Source organism: Patiriisocius marinistellae (assembly GCF_009014635.1).
Taxonomy (GTDB): domain Bacteria; phylum Bacteroidota; class Bacteroidia; order Flavobacteriales; family Flavobacteriaceae; genus Patiriisocius; species Patiriisocius marinistellae.
Genome location: NZ_BKCF01000001.1, coordinates 403,441 through 423,928 on the forward strand (window position 1 = coordinate 403,441; position 20,488 = coordinate 423,928).

19 protein-coding genes are annotated in these 20,488 nt (G+C 31.6%); 1 reads left to right on the plus strand and 18 read right to left on the minus strand.

What is annotated here, in order from left to right:
• Positions 1-13 precede the first annotated feature (13 nt).
• The 17 genes from GB234_RS01745 to GB234_RS01825 all read right to left on the minus strand — a co-directional run bounded on the left by GB234_RS01745 (position 14) and on the right by GB234_RS01825 (position 19,161).
• The gene (locus GB234_RS01745; protein ID WP_151892785.1) at positions 14-862 is read right to left on the minus strand and encodes a heparin lyase I family protein; all 849 of its coding nucleotides are present in this window, start codon (positions 860-862) and stop codon (positions 14-16) included.
• The gene (locus GB234_RS15035; protein WP_151892786.1) at positions 849-2,060 is read right to left on the minus strand and encodes an O-antigen ligase family protein; all 1,212 of its coding nucleotides are present in this window, start codon (positions 2,058-2,060) and stop codon (positions 849-851) included. Before GB234_RS15035 ends, GB234_RS01745 begins: the two co-directional genes overlap by 14 nt.
• Positions 2,023-2,937, minus strand: coding sequence for a hypothetical protein (locus GB234_RS01755; protein WP_151892787.1), 915 nt, complete (start codon positions 2,935-2,937; stop codon positions 2,023-2,025). The genes GB234_RS15035 and GB234_RS01755 overlap by 38 nt, the downstream gene beginning before the upstream one ends.
• Positions 2,930-3,970 (minus strand): glycosyltransferase, encoded by a 1,041-nt coding sequence (locus GB234_RS01760; protein ID WP_151892788.1) that lies wholly within the window; start codon positions 3,968-3,970, stop codon positions 2,930-2,932. The genes GB234_RS01755 and GB234_RS01760 overlap by 8 nt, the downstream gene beginning before the upstream one ends.
• Positions 3,954-5,123 (minus strand): O-antigen ligase family protein, encoded by a 1,170-nt coding sequence (locus tag GB234_RS01765; protein ID WP_172966828.1) that lies wholly within the window; start codon positions 5,121-5,123, stop codon positions 3,954-3,956. Before GB234_RS01765 ends, GB234_RS01760 begins: the two co-directional genes overlap by 17 nt.
• Positions 5,124-5,248: 125 nt before the next feature.
• Positions 5,249-6,991, minus strand: a complete 1,743-nt coding sequence (locus GB234_RS01770) for a 7-cyano-7-deazaguanine synthase (RefSeq protein WP_172966829.1) — start codon at positions 6,989-6,991, stop codon at positions 5,249-5,251.
• Positions 6,981-8,180 carry an MATE family efflux transporter gene (locus GB234_RS01775; protein ID WP_151892791.1) on the minus strand — a complete coding sequence of 400 codons (1,200 nt, stop codon included), beginning with the start codon at positions 8,178-8,180 and terminating at the stop codon, positions 6,981-6,983. The genes GB234_RS01770 and GB234_RS01775 overlap by 11 nt, the downstream gene beginning before the upstream one ends.
• Before the next feature lie 51 nt (positions 8,181-8,231).
• A complete protein-coding gene (locus GB234_RS01780; protein WP_151892792.1) occupies positions 8,232-9,215 on the minus strand; it encodes a hypothetical protein in 984 nt (327 codons plus the stop codon).
• Positions 9,216-9,220: 5 nt separating this feature from the next.
• A complete protein-coding gene (gene rfbD / locus GB234_RS01785; protein ID WP_151892793.1) occupies positions 9,221-10,072 on the minus strand; it encodes a dTDP-4-dehydrorhamnose reductase in 852 nt (283 codons plus the stop codon).
• 12 nt (positions 10,073-10,084) lie between these two features.
• Entirely contained in the window at positions 10,085-11,299 is a 1,215-nt protein-coding gene (gene wecC, locus GB234_RS01790; RefSeq protein WP_208997313.1) for a UDP-N-acetyl-D-mannosamine dehydrogenase, read from the minus strand.
• A gap of 1 nt (position 11,300) precedes the next feature.
• Positions 11,301-12,425 (minus strand): non-hydrolyzing UDP-N-acetylglucosamine 2-epimerase, encoded by a 1,125-nt coding sequence (gene wecB, locus GB234_RS01795; RefSeq protein WP_151892794.1) that lies wholly within the window; start codon positions 12,423-12,425, stop codon positions 11,301-11,303.
• A gap of 31 nt (positions 12,426-12,456) precedes the next feature.
• A complete protein-coding gene (rfbC, locus tag GB234_RS01800; protein ID WP_151892795.1) occupies positions 12,457-13,005 on the minus strand; it encodes a dTDP-4-dehydrorhamnose 3,5-epimerase in 549 nt (182 codons plus the stop codon).
• A 3-nt stretch (positions 13,006-13,008) separates the two neighbouring features.
• Entirely contained in the window at positions 13,009-13,866 is an 858-nt protein-coding gene (gene rfbA, locus GB234_RS01805) for a glucose-1-phosphate thymidylyltransferase RfbA (protein ID WP_151892796.1), read from the minus strand.
• 91 nt (positions 13,867-13,957) lie between these two features.
• Positions 13,958-14,977: a dTDP-glucose 4,6-dehydratase gene (gene rfbB / locus GB234_RS01810; protein ID WP_151892797.1), complete on the minus strand. Its 1,020-nt coding sequence runs from the start codon at positions 14,975-14,977 to the stop codon at positions 13,958-13,960.
• A gap of 14 nt (positions 14,978-14,991) precedes the next feature.
• Positions 14,992-16,677, minus strand: coding sequence for a DUF6909 family protein (locus GB234_RS01815; RefSeq protein WP_151892798.1), 1,686 nt, complete (start codon positions 16,675-16,677; stop codon positions 14,992-14,994).
• 56 nt (positions 16,678-16,733) lie between these two features.
• The gene (locus tag GB234_RS01820) at positions 16,734-18,224 is read right to left on the minus strand and encodes a GH3 auxin-responsive promoter family protein (RefSeq protein WP_151892799.1); all 1,491 of its coding nucleotides are present in this window, start codon (positions 18,222-18,224) and stop codon (positions 16,734-16,736) included.
• A 70-nt stretch (positions 18,225-18,294) separates the two neighbouring features.
• Positions 18,295-19,161, minus strand: a complete 867-nt coding sequence (locus GB234_RS01825) for a M23 family metallopeptidase (protein ID WP_151892800.1) — start codon at positions 19,159-19,161, stop codon at positions 18,295-18,297.
• A gap of 119 nt (positions 19,162-19,280) precedes the next feature.
• Between GB234_RS01825 and GB234_RS01830 the strand changes: the two genes are divergently transcribed.
• On the plus strand, positions 19,281-19,463 hold the full coding sequence (locus GB234_RS01830; RefSeq protein WP_151892801.1) for a Sec-independent protein translocase subunit TatA/TatB: 183 nt from the start codon (positions 19,281-19,283) through the stop codon (positions 19,461-19,463).
• Between the two features lie 75 nt (positions 19,464-19,538).
• Here the strand turns inward: GB234_RS01830 and GB234_RS01835 are convergent, their stop codons facing one another.
• The gene (locus GB234_RS01835; protein WP_151892802.1) at positions 19,539-20,375 is read right to left on the minus strand and encodes an alpha/beta fold hydrolase; all 837 of its coding nucleotides are present in this window, start codon (positions 20,373-20,375) and stop codon (positions 19,539-19,541) included.
• Positions 20,376-20,488 lie beyond the last annotated feature (113 nt).

Consider the following 20,488-nt stretch of genomic DNA (forward strand, 5'->3'; position numbering starts at 1 on the left):
ATTTTTAATTAAACTATTTCATTCTTATTGATTTGTATTTAAAATCATCAAAGTAAATGGATCTATTATGTTTTTCTGTACCAGACCTGTAAAGACCCATTTTAAAGTAGTTTGGTAACGAATTGTACATATTTCTTCTCATTATTCTTTCTCTTTTAACCATTGTATCACCTTTTAAATCAAACGGATAGTTACCATTTAATTTTGGTATTGAATATCCTTCATTGTTATAAAGACTCCACAATACTTCGCAAGAAAATTCATACCATTGATTAGGTTTTAAATTTTCCTTCCAAATTGTTGTGTAAATTTCGTCCATTCCTCCTGTTTTTAAACCTGTTTTAAAATATAAATAATAAATTCCGTCTGGATTATGTTCAATTAGTAAATGGAGGGGGGGTTGTGTCTTTTCTTTGTAGGTTGACCAACCAAATCCTGGTGGTGGTGAATCATGCCATTGATGAATAATAATCCAACCTTTGTCTTCATTTTCTTTAAAAAAATCATTCGGTAATAAGAACTTAAATGAATAATTGGTTTTATAACCAAAAGAATCTTTTGGTTCAATTAAAATTTCAGACCTTAACCCTCCACTAACATAATCTCCAAGATTTAAGTCAACTTTAAGCACTTTGTTTTCTTGTTCTAATGGGTCATTTACAATCTTAATTCGAGCAGAGTCTTGATTTTCTCTTTTCCAAAAACTGTTTAATTTGACATCAAAATTATCTTCAAATTTTTTTAATATGTTTTTATTAGAAGAAGTTTCTTCTTTATTTTTTATAATGGTCTTTTGAAAAATTTCTTTATCATTCTTACAGCTAAAAAAAATAAGAACAATTAAAAGGCTACACAATCTCATCTTCTTTTTTTAAAATTAATAACGAGGTTAACAAAGAAAATAATATTATCCCACTATGTCTTACAAAAATAGATTCTGTAATTGAATATAAAGCAAAGATAATAATGATTAGAAGCAATAATTTATTATTATGAGTTATTGCATTTTTAATTAAAAACCACACATACAGTAAGAAAATCACCATTCCCAAAATTCCAAAATCAAGACCTATTTCGAGTAATTGATTGTGCGCATTGTAATTTTCTTCGTAGGCAGCAGTCAGTTTTTTATCGTTGTAAATAGAATGTAAATCATCTCTGTCTCCCTCTGTTCCTCTACCTAAAAGTAGCTTATGCTTGATTGACATAAAAACAGCCTCCCAATGTAATTTTCTATAATCTACATCTTCCAGAACTGCATTTTCTGTGTGGCTAGGTTCAAATCTTTTTTTAAAATGAGGAGTGTTATATGCCAAGGTTATTGAAATGGGAATAAGCGCAATTGCTATGAGTAGTATCCATCCCTTTAAATGATTAAAGATAAAAAAAAGAAAAGCTGCCCCCATAGCAATAACGCTAATTCTAACACTTAAAAAATAGAGCATTATAATAAAAAAAATAAGTAATAAAAAACTTAGAGTCTTTTTATAGTTAATAGCGATATTCTTTAATAAAATAATACAGCTAATCACTACAAAGAGGGAAAAATAAGTTGTGTGCTTATTTAAAAAAACAGCTAATTGATCATAATAAAAGTAATTACCTAAATTATTGAAATAAAAAAAGGAAGCTTTTATTAACGTAATTATAGATGCAACAAAAACACTAATAGGTAAGTATTGTAATATCTTTTCTTTTGAAATAAAAACTGTGTCAATGGTGTAAAATATGAGTGGGAAAATTAAAAAAGGGAGCATTTTTATAATTTCACTAAAGCCTCTTTCGAGATTATTGGTATAAATTAATCCTACCAAGTGTAAAAAAAAAGGAATACTTAGTAAAAGCACATTTCTATAGTTGTGCTTCAACAGCTTCCATTTTTCTTTCATATTATTGAGAAGTAACCATCCCACCACAAGCAAAATTATTGCTTGTGAATTTAAACTGTATTTGGGCAATGGTATAGTTACCACTACTAGCGCTAGGGCGAAAAGAAAGTGGAATTCACTATTTTCCTTTACGCTAAAATAATTTTGAAATTGTTGCAGCCAACTTTTCATATCCTTCTTTACTAATTTCGTTTACCTCTCCTCGATAAAAAAGCGTCGATTTTCCAAACAACGCTTCTATATCAATACATTTAATTTTTTTATTTTTTTCTGAAATTTCACAAAGCGCTTTATTAAATCTTTTATAATCTATATAGTTATTATTGTAAATAGGTTGCGTGATAATAAATGCTTGATCAAAATTTTTATCTGAACTTATTTTTTTGCTAAAATTTTTAAATGCCAAAAGCTCTTTTTTTAAATTCTGTGAAGGTTTTAATAAGAGAATTAAAATTTGTGCTTTGGGAATTTGAGCATATAATGTATCTAATTCTTGGTATGAAATTGTACTATTTGAGTAATAATTGAAACCATAAATATCTTTATTTGTACCAATAAAGTTGATTTCTTTCCTGCGTTTAATTTCTTTTCTGAAGTATTTCGCTTCGTTTTCAAATATTTGTTCATCACCCAAAGTGATTATAGTAGCTTGGCTTCTACTAATAATTGGCAGGTCAATTTCTTTAAATACGTAAATTTCCTTATTGTTTTCTGGCTGGACATTCAACCAAATAAGTCCTTTAAAAATGACTGCATTTTTTTCAACAAGTCTGTAAGTGTACCTAAAATAAAAACTTCCGTTATTGTTTGAAATATTAAATGTATTTGTTGGTCCTAAATGTTGTTTTTCTGAAACAACTAGCCTCAAATAATCGTCTGAAATTGAATCAACGGTCACCTTTCCGAAATTTTGAACTTCCTTTGCGTTTGACCAATCATAGTTAAGACTCGAAAAGTTGCGAGACTCTTTAACGATGAACGAAATGGATAGATATCCCATGAGCAAAACAAGGGTAAGGGTTATCCATATTGTCAATTTTCTATACATTTAAGTAGCAGTTTGTAAATTTAGAAAAGACTAAATTACTGTTAAAATTATCGAAGCTTTTTAGTGCATTTATTGCAAATTGTTTATAATTATATTCAGTAAACTCTAAAATTGCTTTTTCAAGTGCAGTACTATCTTGAATGGGTACTAGTATACCATTACTCTTATGAGTTATAATCTCGCTAATAGAGTTAAAGTGTGTTGATATTGTTGGTACTCCAAGCGAAAGCGCTTCAATAATTGCTCCAGGATACCCTTCGCCATAGCAATAAGTGGGCAAGAGCATAACGTTGTATTTGTTTATTGTTGAAAGCACTTTATTTGGCTTTAAAATTCCACAATAGTTTATTGGAAGTGAGTCAAAATAATTATTGGGATAGAAATCGTTATTAATAGGACCATAAAGGTCAATAATATAATCTTTTGGCAAGTTTTTACTTGCCTCAACAATCTCTTCGACTCCTTTACAAGGTAGGATGCGTGAAATGAAAACAAACCTTTTTTCAAACCTTCTAATTGTTGCGTTTTGAGGTTTTCTAGCATTGGGGAGCCAAATACAGATGGCTTTAGTTCGTTTTTCAAAATAAGAAACCATTTCCTTTGTTTCAAAAAACAGTGCATTAGCTTTTAATATAGTTGCATCTATAATTTTTTTGTGAAGAAAGGTTTTTTGTTCATATTGCTTATGAAAGTTACCTGCAAAGCAATGGTAAGCATATTTCTTTTTGAATAATCTAAGCCATATAATTAATAAAGGGCAAAAATAAAAATGCATGTCTTTTGTTGCGTGTAAGCTTACAATGTCGTACTTCTTTATTATAAAGGGGAATTTAATAAGCCAAAAGATAAAGTCGAATAACTGAAGTTTTGGCTTCCACAATTTTCGTATTTGAACGTGTTTTACATTAATACTCTTTTCATTTTTTAAATATTCTAAAATTTCTTTTGTGAGTATAGTGGCTCCACCTAGTGATCGTTTGTCACTTTCTATGGGGATATTTGCAAAAAGCAAAATGTTAATCTTTTTTTTCATAATAATGAAGTATAGGGTATGCAAAGACGATAGAATACATCAAAAACTCAGGGTTATTTAGTGAGAATGAAAATAAGGAATCAAAAAATATAGCAAAATAAATAAGTGCTAAAATTGCTAGACGGCTAGATATTTTTTTTTGCAATAATGGAATACATAGCGAAGTAAGATAAACAAGACCTCCTATAATACCTAATTCAACAATAGGATGTGGGTAGTACGTATCTGTAGTTATGAGGTTGAGCCACTCCGCATCATACCATTTGTAACTTTTCTCAAAATAATAGGGAGAATTGTATTTAATAGAACCCGGACCTCCAAAAGTACCTACTCCCTCCCCAAAAAAATTAAATGACTTAATTTCTTCAAGCATGACTCGATACGATTCGCTTCTTGCCGTTCTTGAACCAGTAATATATAATTTTATACGTAACATAAAATTTTCAAGAAAAAAAAGACCTTCTTCTGCAAAGGATATAAATATTATAAGTGCCAATATTAGAAGACCACTTAACAATTTTACAAAATGTTTATAATGATAAATAAAGAGAATGATTAAAAATGTTCCAACTGTCTTATAAGAGATACTTGCAAGAATTCCAAAAACAGCAAAACTTAAAATTAGCATCTTATACTTTCCTTTATAATATTTTGAAATTATGATGTATGATATTAAATTAAGAAAACCATAAAACCCAAAAAAAACAACAACCCCAGTTCCTCTTAAAATGCCTGCTACTTGACTAAATGAAGTATAGCCATCTCGCTTGTAATAAAACCATTGTTCTACACCCCTTATCCAATTTGCATAATTAACAAGTTGGACAACAAAATTAAGAATCACAAAAAAAACAACAAACTTGAGTAGTATAGGGAATTGTTTTTTTATCGAATAACTATAGAAAAGAATAATTAATGGAAATAAATAACGTAATCCATCGCTTATACCTGCTTTAATATTGAATGAGATAATTATTCCATAGAGCAAAAATGGAATAAAAATGGATGTGGCAGTTATTAGGTTTTTGTTAAATTTTAAATGGATTATAGCGTAGAAAATCATATACCCAAACCCAGAAAATTTAATAATTGTACCAATATCCTTATTGGTATTCATAAATGCACCGCCTGCAAAAATGAGTAAAAAAGGCACCAAACAAAGTATCGAGGTTAAATTTATATGTTTTAGATGAGTTTTGATAAAGGTTTTTTAAGATATATATTGTTAAAAAAATGTTTTAAAATAAATTTTTGATTTTGTCTTTTTATTAAAAGAAATTACGAATCAAAATGTAATTTAATCGCTAGTAAAGATGTAACTACAGCAAATTTATTGCGATATTCAAATATGTTATTTCTATAAATATTTAATAAATCTTGCTTTACATCATTATCTAAAATGTTTTTAGACAATTCCTCCTCTACAATAAAATTAAAAGTTTCTATCACTACAGGAAAATCCTTTAACCATATTTGATAAGGATTCATACTCTCGTAATTAAGATTAAAATATTTTTTGCCTCCATTATAATATTTTTTCAAAATTTTACCGTACTTAATTTTAAGATCATTTGACGGCTTCATATTAATTTTATCCCACTTGTACTTCAAAGTGTTCTTATGATATTTTGATAGCCATGAAAAATAAATTTTTTGAAACTGTTTATAAGCATTTGGGATACTCAAACAGTAATTTATTAATTCTAAATCATAAAAAGGGGAAGAGTTATCAATAACATCACTTAAACTCCTATCTCCGTAAATTGTTGCATTAATAATACGTTGTTCATATGTAAACAACTCTAATCCAAGATCTTGATATTTTTTTAAAACTTCGGGCAAACACTCGATTTTATCTAGTAATTTATTATCACTAACAAATCCAGTGTAGCCAATACTTCCTCTATTTTTTATAAAATTATAATTTTGTGTTGAAAAGGATCCAAACAATGCATCTCCTATTTGACCTGTATGCAAGTTAGAATAGTTGCTTACATTAGTGTTCCTAATTGTAGAATTAGTGTTCCTAATTGTAGAAGATGTATGTGCCGAAGAATGAAACATAATCATCCCATCATTAGGTTTCACATAATTTTCAATAATATTATCTAATAAATACATTGGAGTTTCTAAAAAACGCTCTTTATGTAAAAACCCCTCGCCTTTTGCAATTTCCCTAGCATATTTGATATCTTTAGAGTCTTTTTGTCCAAATGTGATTGATGAAATGTTATTAAACCCAATTTCTTTGGCCACAATGGCATTGGTTCTGGCATCCATACCTCCACTCAATAATGTTATGTGCTTATTATCATTATCTTTGCTCCAAGAATCTTTTACTGCCTTTACAAATAACGTGTCTATTCGTTTTTCTGCATCATTTATTGTTACTGGTACTGTTTTATTAGTAAATGAATGCCATGTCTTATTAGAAATTGTATTTTCATCTATGGAATAAGTCAAAATAGAGGCATATGGTAATTTTTTAACTTCATTTATATATGTGTTGTCTTCTAACAAAAAACCATAAAGGGCCATCATATAAATAGCGTCATTATTAACACTATAACTAATCTTTTGTTTCTTTAAAAACGCCGAAATTTTGTGCAATTTATTTGCAAACACAAAGCCTATATTTTTATCAAAAAAATAATAAATGTTCTTGGTAGAAAGTGGATCGTTAAACAAGTGTAAGCTACCGTTATTTTCATCTAATATAAAACCAGAATAAGTGCCTTTTAAATCTTTTAAAAAAGAACTATTTTCTTCATTATACTTTTTAAAAAAATCTTCTTCATTAATAGTAGAATATTGAACACCATCAAAACAAATTGTAATTCCATTTTTAGTTTTAAAAAACCTATCTTTTATATTTTTATCTAATAAATTCGCACTTACCCAGCCTTTTTTTATTGATTGAAAAAAACCATTTTCATCGATACCATTGTTGTATAATTCTTTTTTAGAATATTTGTTACTTACAAATGCACCAAAAACTCCATATGTGTTTTTATGATCCATATAACTCATTTGCTTTATAATCCTTTACTAAATTAATTAACCATACATATCTAAAAATCAATGTTAACATACTTGAAATTGCTAAGCCTATTAATCCTAGCTTAAAATATAGCAAATAACTAATTATAATGTTAAGAACAAGGGCTACAACATTTACGATTAAATTCTGTTTAAATTTTTTCTGAACTACTGTAAGGAAACCAAACAATGGAGATAATGCTTGAAAAATATTTGCAAAAAGTAGAACTCCCATTAACACATGAAAATCTCCGTATTCAGGATAAAAAACACCTATTATAAAATAATATACTAAATAGATAGATACAGACGCAATAAAAACAAGGATGCCAATCTTCTTATTTAGAATCTTTACATACCCCTTTTGATGTTTAATTTTATCAATATCTACTTGTATAAGAGTTAATGGAATAAAGAGTAATAAATATGCAATATTTAAAAGAAAACTATACTCAGCTATTTCTATTTTAGGATCTTCTGAAATAAGCTTAATAATAAAAATATCAGTATATAAAAACATTAAGTTAGCAAAATTACTGATAACAAGAGTAAAAGAACTTATTAAAAGCCTCTTAAAAACTCTCCAATATTGTTTTAGCTTTTTAAATTCAATATTTTTTTTAAATAGGAAATAACCAATATAAAAAATTAAAAAAGAAAATACTATAGTTCCTCCATAGGGGTATAGCATACCTCTAACCTCAAAATAATATAATAATAAAAAAAGTATTATATAAAAAAAAGTGGAAATCCCAATTTTATAATAAGCAGCATATGTACTGCCTGCATTTACTAAAATATAAGCTGGGGTTATACCTCCATTGAAAAATAGTGCATAAAAAATCATCCCGAGTATAATATATTCATACCCAAAAAATGTTGCTGTAACGAAAGTAATTATTCCTATAACAAGTGTACAAGTACAAGCTAATACGTAAAAGTATTTTTTACTATCTCTACTTTTAGTGTAACTCAAAATAAGAGCTGGAAATCCAAAAGAAAAAACGATTGAAAATACTTCAATGAGTTTTTTGTAAAATTCTAAATCACCATAACTATCTTTTGCTAGATATCCTGCGGCAAATAAAAGTATAAAATATTCAAGCCCCCGGGCAACAATAATTGAGCTTCCATAAATTATGTATTTTTTATGTATTAGATTATTCAACATAAACCATGGGTAACCAAAATAGCTTTATATGCTTTATTAAACTGCCAAAATTTATTTATCTGAATGAGCCGCAAGTACTTTAACCCTTCCGTATAATTTAATAAGCCAAGAAAGAAATAAAAATAGGAACAGAAAAAGGATAGGGTAAATCACATATTTTTTAAATAAAAATGGTGGTTTTTTTTCAATAATATTATTTTCACCTATTTGTATGATGGCTTTGTCAGCATATATTAGATCTTCTATCAACTTATCATTAATTTTCTGCAACTCTAGTTTTGAATTTACAACATTATGATAATTAAAATTTTTGTCTACAACAGCTAAAAAATTTGTAGACATCGGCAACAATACCTTCTCGTTATAATCTGAAATTGCCGAATCAATTTGAGAAATTGAAAAATTATTCCTTTCAATATTTCTTTCGAGCATTTCTTTACCTGTAACACCCATTTTTTGAATGTATTCATTATTATTTAGGTATATAATAATATTTTTAATTGTTGCCTCGCTCGTGTAAGATCCTAAGCTTAATTCCACTTCATGATATGTGTAATCACTAAAAAAAGATTCAGAGACATCTTCCTCTTCCTTAAACTCAACATTTCGTAAAACAGACTCTAAGGTTCTGTCGTTAACATCATATTTTTCAGAAATTTCTTCAAAATTTATTATTGGAGTTATTTCAATATCAGCAATGTCTGTAACTTCATAATTAAATCCGTTTTTTTGCAAAAAAATAGTATCTCTAGCTTTAGATTTTTCCAATAGAGTATTAATGGCATTATAAGTATATTCTGCAGTATTAAAATTTGTTCTAATTATAATTTTAGCTCTTTTTGAAGGTAACGAATCTTTCTCTTTAAAAAGGCCAAGCAATACGCCAGCAATGATAATTCCTAAAACGATATACCAATTCCTAATTATAAATTGAATCCCATTATAAATACCAATTGCTATATTTTTAAAAGTATTATTAATTTTTTCAAATAAATACCCTAAATCAATTTCGTCGTTTGTTGTATTTGTTGCCATTGTTTTTAAATTAATTCTATTAATTTTTCTAAACTTTCTTTCCATTTAATGCTTTCAACCCCTAAAACTTTTTCAATCTTACTACAATCCAGCACGCTTCGTTTTGGACGTTGCGCAAATGTAGGATAATGATCTGTACTCGCAAGGTTTGCCTTTGTCAATTGTGGCTGCAGCTCTATTATTTTTTTTGCAAAATCATACCACGTTGCATTTCCTTCATTGCTGTAATGATATACTCCGTATGCTTCATTCTTTATTTTAACAATTTTAAGCAATGTTTCTGCCAAGTCATTAGCGTTTGTAGGCGTTCCCGTTTGCTCTGTTGTAATTTTCAATTCGGTTCCTAACGCACCATGCTTTAAAATGGTTTTTAAAAAATTATTTCCATATTGTGAATACAACCACGATGTACGTATAATAAAATATTGTTTGCATATGGACTGTACATAATGCTCCCCACTTAATTTTGATGTGCCATAAACATTAATGGGGTTTGTAAAATCTGTTTCTGTATAATCTTTTGTATTCTGTCCGTCAAACACATAATCTGTAGAAACATGCAATAACGTGATGTTTTTTTTATTACATATTTCGGCTAAAAGTTTAACAGCATCAGCGTTTATTTTAAATGCTAAAGACTCTTCCTTTTGGGCTTGGTCTACATTTGTATATGCGGCACAGTTAATACAGTAATCATAATCATTACTTCGGAAATGTGACACAATTGAAGCCTCATCTGTAAAATCAATATCTTCTCTTGTCGCAAAGGTAAAATGGTAATCTTGATATATTTCCGAAGCATCTCTCAAACACCTCCCTAATTGTCCATTTGCGCCTGTGATTAATATCCTAGTCATCTTTAAAAAGATTTACTTTTTATTACGAACACCACAAAAATCCATCACTGCAATTCCTTGAGGCACTGAAACGCTCTTAAACTCTGTATGTGCAACTAAGAATACAATTAAATCTGCTTGATGCAATGCCTTTTCTGTAACGATTAATTTGTGCGTATTATCAGTATCTAAATTAGGCTCCACTTTTAAAACATCAAAACCTTCTTTTTCAAGCTGTTCTGTCACATACAAAGCTGGAGACTCTCTCAAATCATCAATATCTGGCTTAAAAGCAAGACCCATACATGCAATCTTTGCATCTCTTTTATGCTCTAATTTAAATGCAAGTGCTTTATTTTTAACTTTCTCTAAAACCCATTCTGTTTTGTAATTATTGGTTTCTCTAGACTTACGTATTAACCCGCTTTCTTCTGGAAACTCAGCTACGATAAACCAAGGGTCAACAGCAATACAATGACCTCCTACACCAGTTCCTGGATTTAAAATATTTACTCGCGGATGCTTATTTGCAAGCGCAATCATATCCCATACATTAATGTTTGCTTTATCGCAAATAATAGAAAGCTCATTTGCAAATGCTATTTGATTATCTCTGCTTGCATTTTCTACAAGTTTAACCATTTCGGCAGTTTTTGCATTTGTGGGGTGTAATGTTCCATCTACAAAATAAGTATAAAAATCAATTGCTTTAGCCGTTGAGGCTTCGTTGATACCACCTATAGCGCGGTCGTTACTTTTTAATTCGTGAATAATGTTTCCAGGTAAAACGCGCTCAGGACAGTATGCTAAATAAATATCACCCTCTAGCTCTGGACGGTGGCTATATATTAGCTGTTCCATTTTTCGAGTAGTTCCCACAGGGCTCGTAGATTCAATTATAATCAACGCACCTTTCTCTAATGTTGGTACGATTTTCTCAACTGCAGAAGCTACATAAGAAATATCTGGAACATTATTTTCCTTAAAAGGCGTAGGAACTGCAATAAGATACACATCTGCCACAACTGGTGACAACGTAGCTTCCAGTAACTCTTTTTTTACCACGTGATGTACAAGACCATCAAGATCTGGTTCTACAATATGGATTTTCCCTTGATTAATGGTATCGACAACATTTTGATGTATATCAACTCCTGTTACTTTTAATCCTTTACTGGCAATTAGTGCAGCCGTAGGAAGACCAATATAGCCTAATCCCATCATGACAACGCTAGGTTTTTGCGACATGTTATAATGCTTTTATATAATCAACAATCTTCTGCGCTGCTTTTCCATCTCCATAGGGATTATGAAGTTTACTCATCGCATTGTATTGCTGCTCGTTTGATAATAATTGATTTGTATATTCTACGATTTTGTCTTTGTTAGTTCCTACAAGTATTACAGTGCCTTCTGCTACCGCTTCTGGGCGCTCTGTAGTTGTTCTTGTTACTAATACTGGCTTCCCTAAACTAGGAGCTTCTTCTTGAATTCCTCCACTATCTGTAATAATACTATGGCTTTTTTCCATCAACCATATAAATGCTGGATATGCTAACGGAGCGATAAGAATTATATTTTTTTCATCTCCTAAAAGGTCATGTACAGGGCCTTTTACATTTGGATTTAAATGCACGGGATATACGATTTGAATATCTGGATTTTTTGCTGAAATTTCTTTCAATGCAGTACAGATATTCAGTAATCCTTCGCCATGATTTTCACGTCTATGGCCTGTAACTAATACTATTTTTTTGCTAAAATCTAATGTTTCATTAAGCATTTTGATTTCTGAATCTTCAAAAGTAGTTGTGTTTACTTTTTCAATTCCAAAGAGTAGTGCATCAATAACAGTATTACCCGTAACAAGAATGTTTTTTTCTGAAACGTTTTCCCTCAATAAGTTATCTTTTGATAAAGTAGTGGGAGCAAAATGATAGTCTGCAATTTTACCTGTTAGCTGTCTATTAAATTCCTCTGGAAATGGATATTGTCTATTATGAGTACGAAGGCCTGCTTCTACGTGGCACACTTTTGCACCACTATAAAACGCAGCTATTCCTGAAGCTGTAGATGTTGTTGTGTCGCCATGTACATACACGTAGTCTGGCTTTACCTCTTCTAGAACGGGCTTTAAGTGAGTAATAATATCTGCTGTTAAACTATAAAGATTTTGATTAGGTTTCATCAAATCTAAATCAAAATCTGGAGTAATCTCATAGAATTCTAACACTTGGTCTAACATTTCTCTATGTTGTGCTGTTACACATACATAAGTTTCAAAAGTTGTGTCCTCTTTAAATGCTTTCACCAATGGCGCCATTTTAATGGCTTCTGGACGTGTACCAAAAATGATTAAGTTTTTCTTCTTCATAAACAAGTAACTTGTTTTCTTTAGTAATAATTTATTTTTTATACATTTCTTTAAAAGAAGGAAGTACTGCGTCTTTTTCTGAAACAATCATTACATCATCTTCAAGATGCCAATCAATACCTAAGGTTGCGTCATTATATACAATTCCAGCTTCAGATTCTTTATCGTAAAAGTTATCGCACTTATAAGCAAATATGGAATCATCTTCAAGTACAGAGAAACCATGTAAAAAACCACGAGGCACAAATAGCTGCTTCCTGTTTTCTGCACTTAAAATAATAGAAAAATGTTGACCAAAAGTCTCAGATTCTCTACGCATATCTACAGCTACATCAAGCACTTTTCCTTTGATTACACGCACTAATTTTGCTTGCGCCATTTCTCCCAATTGCCCATGCAAACCACGAACTACACCATATTTTGATATAGATTGATTGTCTTGAACAAAAACTGGGTTTATTCCAGTAATTTCTGCAAAAGCCTTGGTGTTAAAAGATTCGGTGAATGTGCCGCGCTCATCTTCAAATACTCGAGGAGTTATTATGAAAGAGCCTTTGAGGTTTGTTTTTTCAATTTCCACAGCTTAGTCTAATTGCATTAAATGCTTTCCATAACCACTCTTTAATAACGGTTTAGCAAGAGCATGTAATTGTTCTTTATTAATATAGCCCATTTCGTAAGCTGCTTCTTCAATAGCACCTATTTTTAAACCTTGCCGCTCCTCAATTACCTCAACAAATTGAGACGCTTGCATTAAACTTGCAAATGTTCCTGTATCTAACCAAGCAGTTCCTTTATCTAAAATACTCACACTGAGTTTACCTTGTTTTAAATAAACATTGTTTACGTCTGTTATTTCAAGTTCACCTCTATGACTAGGCTTTATATTAGCTGCTATGTCAACAATACTGTTATCATAAAAATAAATGCCTGGAACAGCGTAATTAGATTTTGGTGACGTGGGCTTTTCTTCAATAGAAAGTGCTTTTCCTTCTTTGTCAAATTCAACAACACCATAACGTTCTGGATCATGGACATGATATGCATAAATAACACCGCCTTCTGGGTTGTTATTAGATTGCAATAACTCTTTTAATCCTGAACCATAAAAAATATTATCTCCAAGAATTAAAGCTACTTTATCGTTCCCTATAAAATCTTTACCTATAATAAATGCTTCTGCAAGTCCATTAGGGTCTTGTTGTACAGCGTATTGAAAGTCACACCCAAATTTTTTCCCATCTCCCAATAACTTTTCGAATAACGGCAAATCTTGTGGCGTAGAAATAATCAATATTTCTTTTATACCAGCAAGCATAAGTGTTGATAATGGGTAATATATCATTGGTTTATCATACACGGGCATTAGCTGTTTGCTAACTGCAAGTGTAAGTGGATGAAGTCGTGTGCCGCTTCCTCCGGCAAGTATGATTCCTTTCAAAATGGTTAGGATTTATGGGTTGTGTTTTATCATTTTAATCTGTGCCTCATTTCCGAAGTAAAACTAATTTTTTTAATAAATTACTCCGTAATTACAATAGTCTGTCCGTATTATCTAAATACCAAGCTATCGTTTTCTTAATTCCGGTTTCAAAATTCTCATCTGCCTTCCACCCCAATTCGTTTTCAATTTTTGAAGCATCAATAGCATATCTAAAATCGTGTCCTGGCCTATCTGTCACAAAGGTAATCTGTTCTTTGTATTTAAAACCTTTGGGTTGTAGTTCATCAAGTATTTCACAAATTGTATGAGCTATATATAAGTTTTCGCGCTCATTGCGTCCTCCTATATTATATGTTTCGCCTAGCCTTCCTGTGTCAATAGCTTGTTTTATTCCTACGCAATGGTCTTTTACGTATAACCAGTCTCTTACATTTTTACCATCTCCATAAATAGGAATTGCTTTGCCTGATATTGCTTTTCTAATAATTGTAGGAATCAACTTTTCTTTATGTTGATTAGGGCCATAATTATTTGAACAGTTTGTTGTTACAACTGGCATTCCGTAAGTGTGGAAATAACTGCGTACAATAAAATCACTACTTGCTTTTGATGCGCTGTAAGGGCTATTTGGAGCATAAGGAGTTTCTTCTGTAAATAAACCTGTTGGGCCTAATGTTCCATAAACTTCATCTGTTGACACGTGCAAAAATCGTGGGGCAACAATATCTTCCTTAAAATTATTTGGGCCATGCATCCATGTTTTATAAGCAGCTTGCAATAAATTGAATGTTCCCGTAATATTTGTAGCTATAAAAGCACCCGGACCAGTAATCGAATTATCTACATGCGACTCTGCTGCAAAATGCACCACTTTATTAAAATTGTACTTTTTGAAAAGGTCATTTACAAATGCTTCATCACAAATATCTCCTTCAATAAAATGATAGTTAGAAAGCTTCGAAACTCCTTCTAAGTTTTTCAAATCACCCGCATATGTGAGCTTATCTAGAACAAAAACCTCATCGGTTGTATCTTCTAGTATATAGGCAACATAATTTGAACCTATGAAGCCTGCGCCGCCTGTTACTAATACTTTGTTGTTTTCCAAAATAAATTTTTAGTTTAGTCTAAAATCAATTTTAACATCTTTTCGGTGATTAAATACGTGGGTTTCACCCCAGTTGTACCCAATCCTCCAGAAGCCAATGTGCTTCCTGTTTCTAATGGATTATCACTCGCGTAATATGCGTACATAACCTTTACTTTTTTTCCAATACTGCCTCTTATTTTCGAAGCTGCTTGGATTGCTTTTTGGTAATGCGCTCCTTCCATTTCTAACCCAATTACATTCCATGTACTTTTAAAAAAGAATCGTAATACATCTCTATTTTGTAGTGATGTACCCAAAACACTTATCATAGAACCAGTACATACTTTTACATCATCTTCAGCAAAATGGCTTTTCTTTAATTTATTTTTAAAGGGGTAATTATCTGCAGTACCTTCAAAAACGTGTGCACTCGGGATCATAATATCACCTTTGCCACCATCGAGAATACCCGCTTTTCCCATAATACCAATAGAAACAACATTTAAGAAACTTGTTTTACCTTCTTTAACATAAGGTTTTAAAAGCTCGTCCATAGTTTCATAGGCTTGTTCCCCAAAGGCATAATCCATTACTATAATTACTGGCTTCTCTTCTTCGGGAAGTGTTTTTGCTTCAATACCAAATGGTAACTTCTTTAACTTAGCAGTATCAAATACTTGCACATTAATATTTGTACCACTTGTATCCTCAATATAAGTCATCCCTTCGGCAAGAGCAACTTTCATTGTTTTCTCCCGCTGCTTTGTACTACCGTGGCTGCTCAATAACTCATATAAGTTAATTAAGCTTCCTTTTTTTGCTTCAGTAGGTAATGCTTTTTCTGCATATAATGAATTCATTACACTATGCATATTTGCACTTATAATATGGATTGGGCGTTCAATAAGACCTTTATTATCTAGTGTTTCCTTTATGTTGAGAGCCCATTGTTCTCCATGAATATGGTGACCTAATCGCTCTCTAAGAACAGGACTAAATGTAATTATGCGCTTATTATCATTTACAACCTCATCAATCGCTCGTTTACCTAAATGATAAATAATATTCAAAAACCTATCAGCATTTGTACTTGTGGCAAAAGCATCATATACACTATTTACCTCCTCAAACGTACGCCCTAAAAAGTTAGCTGTATGAGTCAACGCAATTTCTTTCTCCTCTTGCGTCAAGTTTTCTTCTTTAGCAACCGCTACTTCTAATTTTTTCCAGTCTCGTATAACCCCCCCACTCTCATCAATGAGTACCTGTTTCATAATTTTATGAGACTCAATATAAAGAAATGTTAAGTGCGTAAGAATATCATAAATTTCAGATCTTCCTCTAGTTACCTCAATATTCATTTGCTCATCATCGATGCGATAGCAATTACGGCGGCGTTTAGGCGGGATTATAGGCTTAAAGTGAGAGTTTTTATACCCTTCGTCACTAGTTAAGTTTATAAAGCTACATTCCTCTATTCCATCAGGAAGTCTATCTATAACATATAATAAACCTTGTAGTTCAATTTTCTCTTCTGAAATAGAACCATAAATTTCAGGTCGTAACGTTAATAAAGAATCTCGTAAAGACTCTCCAGAAATGCCCATAGGCTTATAAAAACCACGATTGAATAAGTGTCTCATCGTGATATATAATCGTTCAATTGCGCCAGTACTTTCCTGTGCGCGAGATCTTGTGTGTGCTTTTAGTTTTGTCATTAAGTACAAAGATACATTTTTCCCCACACCTCATTAACGGGAGAACTTTATTCAAATTAAGCTTGCGTTAATAAATTTGCAATTTTACGGTCGTTAGACAATCTAGGCACCTTATTTTGACCCCCTAATTTTCCTTGCGATTTCATGTATTTTTGAAAACTGTCTTTAGGCAAAGCCGAAATTTTAAGCGGTTGCAACATAGTGCCGTCAATTAAATCTTTGTAATAGCTATTTTGTTGCTGAAGTGATGCCTCTAGTGTTTTCACAACCAAATGCATGTCCTCCGGAAGTGTCTCAAATTCTATTAACCATTCATGATAAGCCAGGATTCCTTCAGGCACATCTGTCATGGGTGCTACTGTAAATTCAGTAATACTAAAATTATGATTTGTTATGGCTTCATTCATTGCTTGCTCCACTTCTTTACCAATAACATGCTCACCAAATGCCGAAATAAAATGCTTTATCCTTCCAGATACTATAACTCTATAAGGTTCCAACGATGTAAACATCACGGTGTCACCTAAATTATAACCCCACAACCCTGCATTTGATGAAATAATCATTACATAATTTGTATCAAGCTTTACCTGCCCAATGGTTAAACGAGTTGGGTTGGACTCAAAAAAAGTATCGGCCTCTATAAATTCATAAAAAATTCCGCTATCGAGAAGCAATAACATTCCCTTTTCTGTTTGCGAATCTTGAAAAGCAAAAAACCCTTCACTCGCAGGAAACAGTTCTATACTTGGTACTTTTCGGCCTATTAGCTTTTCAAATTTTGCACGGTACGGTTCAAAGTTAACTCCACCATATATAAACAGGTTAAAATTTTTAAAAAGGTCACCTACTTTCTTACCTGTCTCTTCCTGTAAACGTTCAAAATACATTTGTACCCACGGTGGAATCCCGCTAATGACAGTCATGTTCTCATCTTTCGTTTCTTTAACAATAGCATCTACTTTTTCTTCCCAATCATCAATACAATTAGTTTTTAGAGAAGGTAATCTATTTTTTTGAAGATAACTTGGCACATAATGCGCCACAATACCAGAGAGTCTTCCTAACCCTATTCCGTTTTTTTGAGTCATTTCTGGGCTGCCTTGCAAAAAAATCATCTTTCCATCAACAAAAGATGCGTCCCCAGTTTCATGAATATAATTAAGTATTGCATTTCTAGCTGCCTTAATGTGAGAAGGCATTGAATCCTTTGTTAAAGGAATGTATTTTGCTCCAGATGTTGTTCCAGATGTTTTTGCAAAATAAAGCGGTTTTCCTGGCCACAAAATATCTGCTTCTCCCGCGACCATTGGATCAACATAGTTTCGGAGATCTTCATAATCTCTTATTGGCACTTGTTTTGCAAAATCTTGGGTTGTCTCAATTTGGTTAAAATTATGGTCATTTCCGAAGCGCGTATTACGACCTTTTTTTATAAGCTCTTGAAATACTTTTTCTTGGGTTGCAATAGGGTTTGAAGACCAAGAATGCATCTTAGCAACAACAATTTTTGCAAATATTTTAGCTCCTATAGATTTTAGTGACACGGGGTAATTGATTTGTTAAATAAATAAACGAGTTACTTTAATTTTTATTAATTTAAAGATTCTATTTTCATTAATCAAAATCAATAAAATCTTGTGGATTTACAGGGTAACCCTCTCTCCAAATTTCGAAATGTAAATGTGGGCCTGTAGTTAACTCTCCTGTGTTTCCTACTGTCGCAATTACTTCACCGCCTTTTACTAACTCACCTTGACTTTTATTTAATGATGCGTTATGTTTATAAACAGTTAATGTATTGTTGGGGTGTTCAAGAATAATCACATTTCCAGTATCTGCGGTCCATCCTGCAAAAATAACGGTACCATCTGCTGCTGCTTTTACTGGTTCGTCTTTGACCGTGACAACATCAACCGCAAGGTGTTTTGTTTTAGTATTATAAGGCTCAGATATAGTTCCTTTTACTGGAGCGAAAAAAACGAGTCCTATTTCAGAAGCGCTCAACAATGGGTTGTATTTATCTTCTTGAGACACTTTTTCTCTTAAAATAGAATCTTCTTTTGAGGCTGAGAAGCTAATTTGAGAAATGTCAAGTTTTGCAGCTTCAATAACAGAATCCTTATTAAAATCAACTGTTTTAATATCGCCACTTAAAACTTTTCTAATTGATGATAAGTATTGCTCATTAATGTCTATAACCTGTTTGAGTGAGTCTGTTTTATAGGTGAGCTCTGTTGCTTTTTTCTTTAACTTAGTAGAAGAATACCCAGGAATATACTCTCTTAATGGTGTAAATGCAATAATAATTGTAGTGATGGCAATTAGTAAAACTGCCGAAATTATACTAAAAACAAATACATTAAGCCTATTGAGTTTAAACGAAAAACGCTCCTCAAAGGTTTCTTCGTTAAGAACAACTAAGCGATACTTATGCAGTAGCTTTTTCTTTATTTTCTTTGTTCTTTTTTCTTTAGGCTCCATTACTTTCTTTAATTCACATCACAAATATAAAACAAACTGCAATGCATAGTTGCAATTGACAATTGAAAACGTAATATGTAAGGATTTCTTATTACCTTTGCCCAACAAATTTATCAAACATGGAAGCATTAGTTATATTTTCAGTAATAGGTTGGCCACAGATTGTATTAATCGCTGTGGTAATTTTATTGATTTTTGGAGGTAAAAAGATACCAGAATTAATGAGGGGTCTTGGAAGTGGAATTAAAGAGTTTAAAGACGCTTCAAAAGAGGAGGAAGATGAACACAAATTAGGAAAATAAATTTTTTCTTCGGAAATATAAAAGCCCTGAAACATTATATGTTTCAGGGCTTTTTGTATGATTACGTTTTAAAATTTATGCTTTTAAGAAATCTAAAAGTGTTTTATTAACCTCTTCTTTATGTGTAAATACACAACCATGAGGTGCTCCTTTAATAATATGTAATTTACTATTGTTTACAATTTTGTGTCCCTGTTCTGATGTTGGTTTCACAGGCACCACCTCATCCGCATCTCCGTGAATAAAAAGGGTGGGGACATCTATTTTCTTAAGATCGTTTCTTAAATCTGTTTTTCCAAAAGCATTAACACAATCTATTGTACCCTTAGGAGAAGCGTTTGCTGCTATATTCCAAGTGTAATGCAATAAAGATTCGCTTATCTTGTCTTTATTATCCTCATAATTGACAAAGTTTTTTCCAAATCCTTTTAAAAAGTCAACCCTATCTGTCTCTAATGAATCTTTAAAGCCTTCAAAAACACTTTCTGGCACACCGTCTGGATTATCATCGGTTTTCATCATAAATGGAGCAATAGAGCTTAAAAAGACAAGTTTAGATAATTTATCTGTCCCAAATTTACCAACATAGCGCCCTAATTCACCACCTCCCATGGAAAATCCAACTAGAGTAACATCTTTTAATTTAAGCGATTGAATTAAATCATTTAAATCCTGTGATAATGTATCATAATCATAACCCTGCCATGGAAAATCACTTTTTCCAAAACCTCTTCGGTCATACGAAATGCATCTATAACCAGCTTCAACGATTGCCCATTTTTGCTGTTCCCACATTGCACTACTTAAAGGCCAGCCATGTATTAAAATTACTGGTTTCCCCTCACCATAATCTTCATAGTATAATTTGATATTTCTCTCCTTTTCTTTTGAACTTGTCTCTATATAAGGCATAATTTATTTTTTAGTGAAATTTAAAGTTATAATTCAAATACTCATTTACCAAAATTGAGGTGAGGTTTAAAAGATGTTTAACGCTAATACAGCTTGTATGTTAAGGATTTTTT

What these genes read in the sequence shown, in the direction of transcription:
- GB234_RS01745 (WP_151892785.1), bottom strand. Translation starts at nt 862, where the DNA reads ATGAGATTGTGTAGCCTTTTAATTGTTCTTATTTTTTTTAGCTGTAAG.
- GB234_RS15035 (WP_151892786.1), bottom strand. Translation starts at nt 2,060, where the DNA reads ATGAAAAGTTGGCTGCAACAATTTCAAAATTATTTTAGCGTAAAGGAA.
- GB234_RS01755 (WP_151892787.1), bottom strand. Translation starts at nt 2,937, where the DNA reads ATGTATAGAAAATTGACAATATGGATAACCCTTACCCTTGTTTTGCTC.
- GB234_RS01760 (WP_151892788.1), bottom strand. Translation starts at nt 3,970, where the DNA reads ATGAAAAAAAAGATTAACATTTTGCTTTTTGCAAATATCCCCATAGAA.
- GB234_RS01770 (WP_172966829.1), bottom strand. Translation starts at nt 6,991, where the DNA reads ATGGATCATAAAAACACATATGGAGTTTTTGGTGCATTTGTAAGTAAC.
- GB234_RS01775 (WP_151892791.1), bottom strand. Translation starts at nt 8,180, where the DNA reads ATGTTGAATAATCTAATACATAAAAAATACATAATTTATGGAAGCTCA.
- GB234_RS01780 (WP_151892792.1), bottom strand. Translation starts at nt 9,215, where the DNA reads ATGGCAACAAATACAACAAACGACGAAATTGATTTAGGGTATTTATTT.
- rfbD (WP_151892793.1), bottom strand. Translation starts at nt 10,072, where the DNA reads ATGACTAGGATATTAATCACAGGCGCAAATGGACAATTAGGGAGGTGT.
- wecC (WP_208997313.1), bottom strand. Translation starts at nt 11,299, where the DNA reads ATGTCGCAAAAACCTAGCGTTGTCATGATGGGATTAGGCTATATTGGT.
- wecB (WP_151892794.1), bottom strand. Translation starts at nt 12,425, where the DNA reads ATGAAGAAGAAAAACTTAATCATTTTTGGTACACGTCCAGAAGCCATT.
- GB234_RS01815 (WP_151892798.1), bottom strand. Translation starts at nt 16,677, where the DNA reads ATGACAAAACTAAAAGCACACACAAGATCTCGCGCACAGGAAAGTACT.
- GB234_RS01825 (WP_151892800.1), bottom strand. Translation starts at nt 19,161, where the DNA reads ATGGAGCCTAAAGAAAAAAGAACAAAGAAAATAAAGAAAAAGCTACTG.
- GB234_RS01830 (WP_151892801.1), top strand. Translation starts at nt 19,281, where the DNA reads ATGGAAGCATTAGTTATATTTTCAGTAATAGGTTGGCCACAGATTGTA.
- GB234_RS01835 (WP_151892802.1), bottom strand. Translation starts at nt 20,375, where the DNA reads ATGCCTTATATAGAGACAAGTTCAAAAGAAAAGGAGAGAAATATCAAA.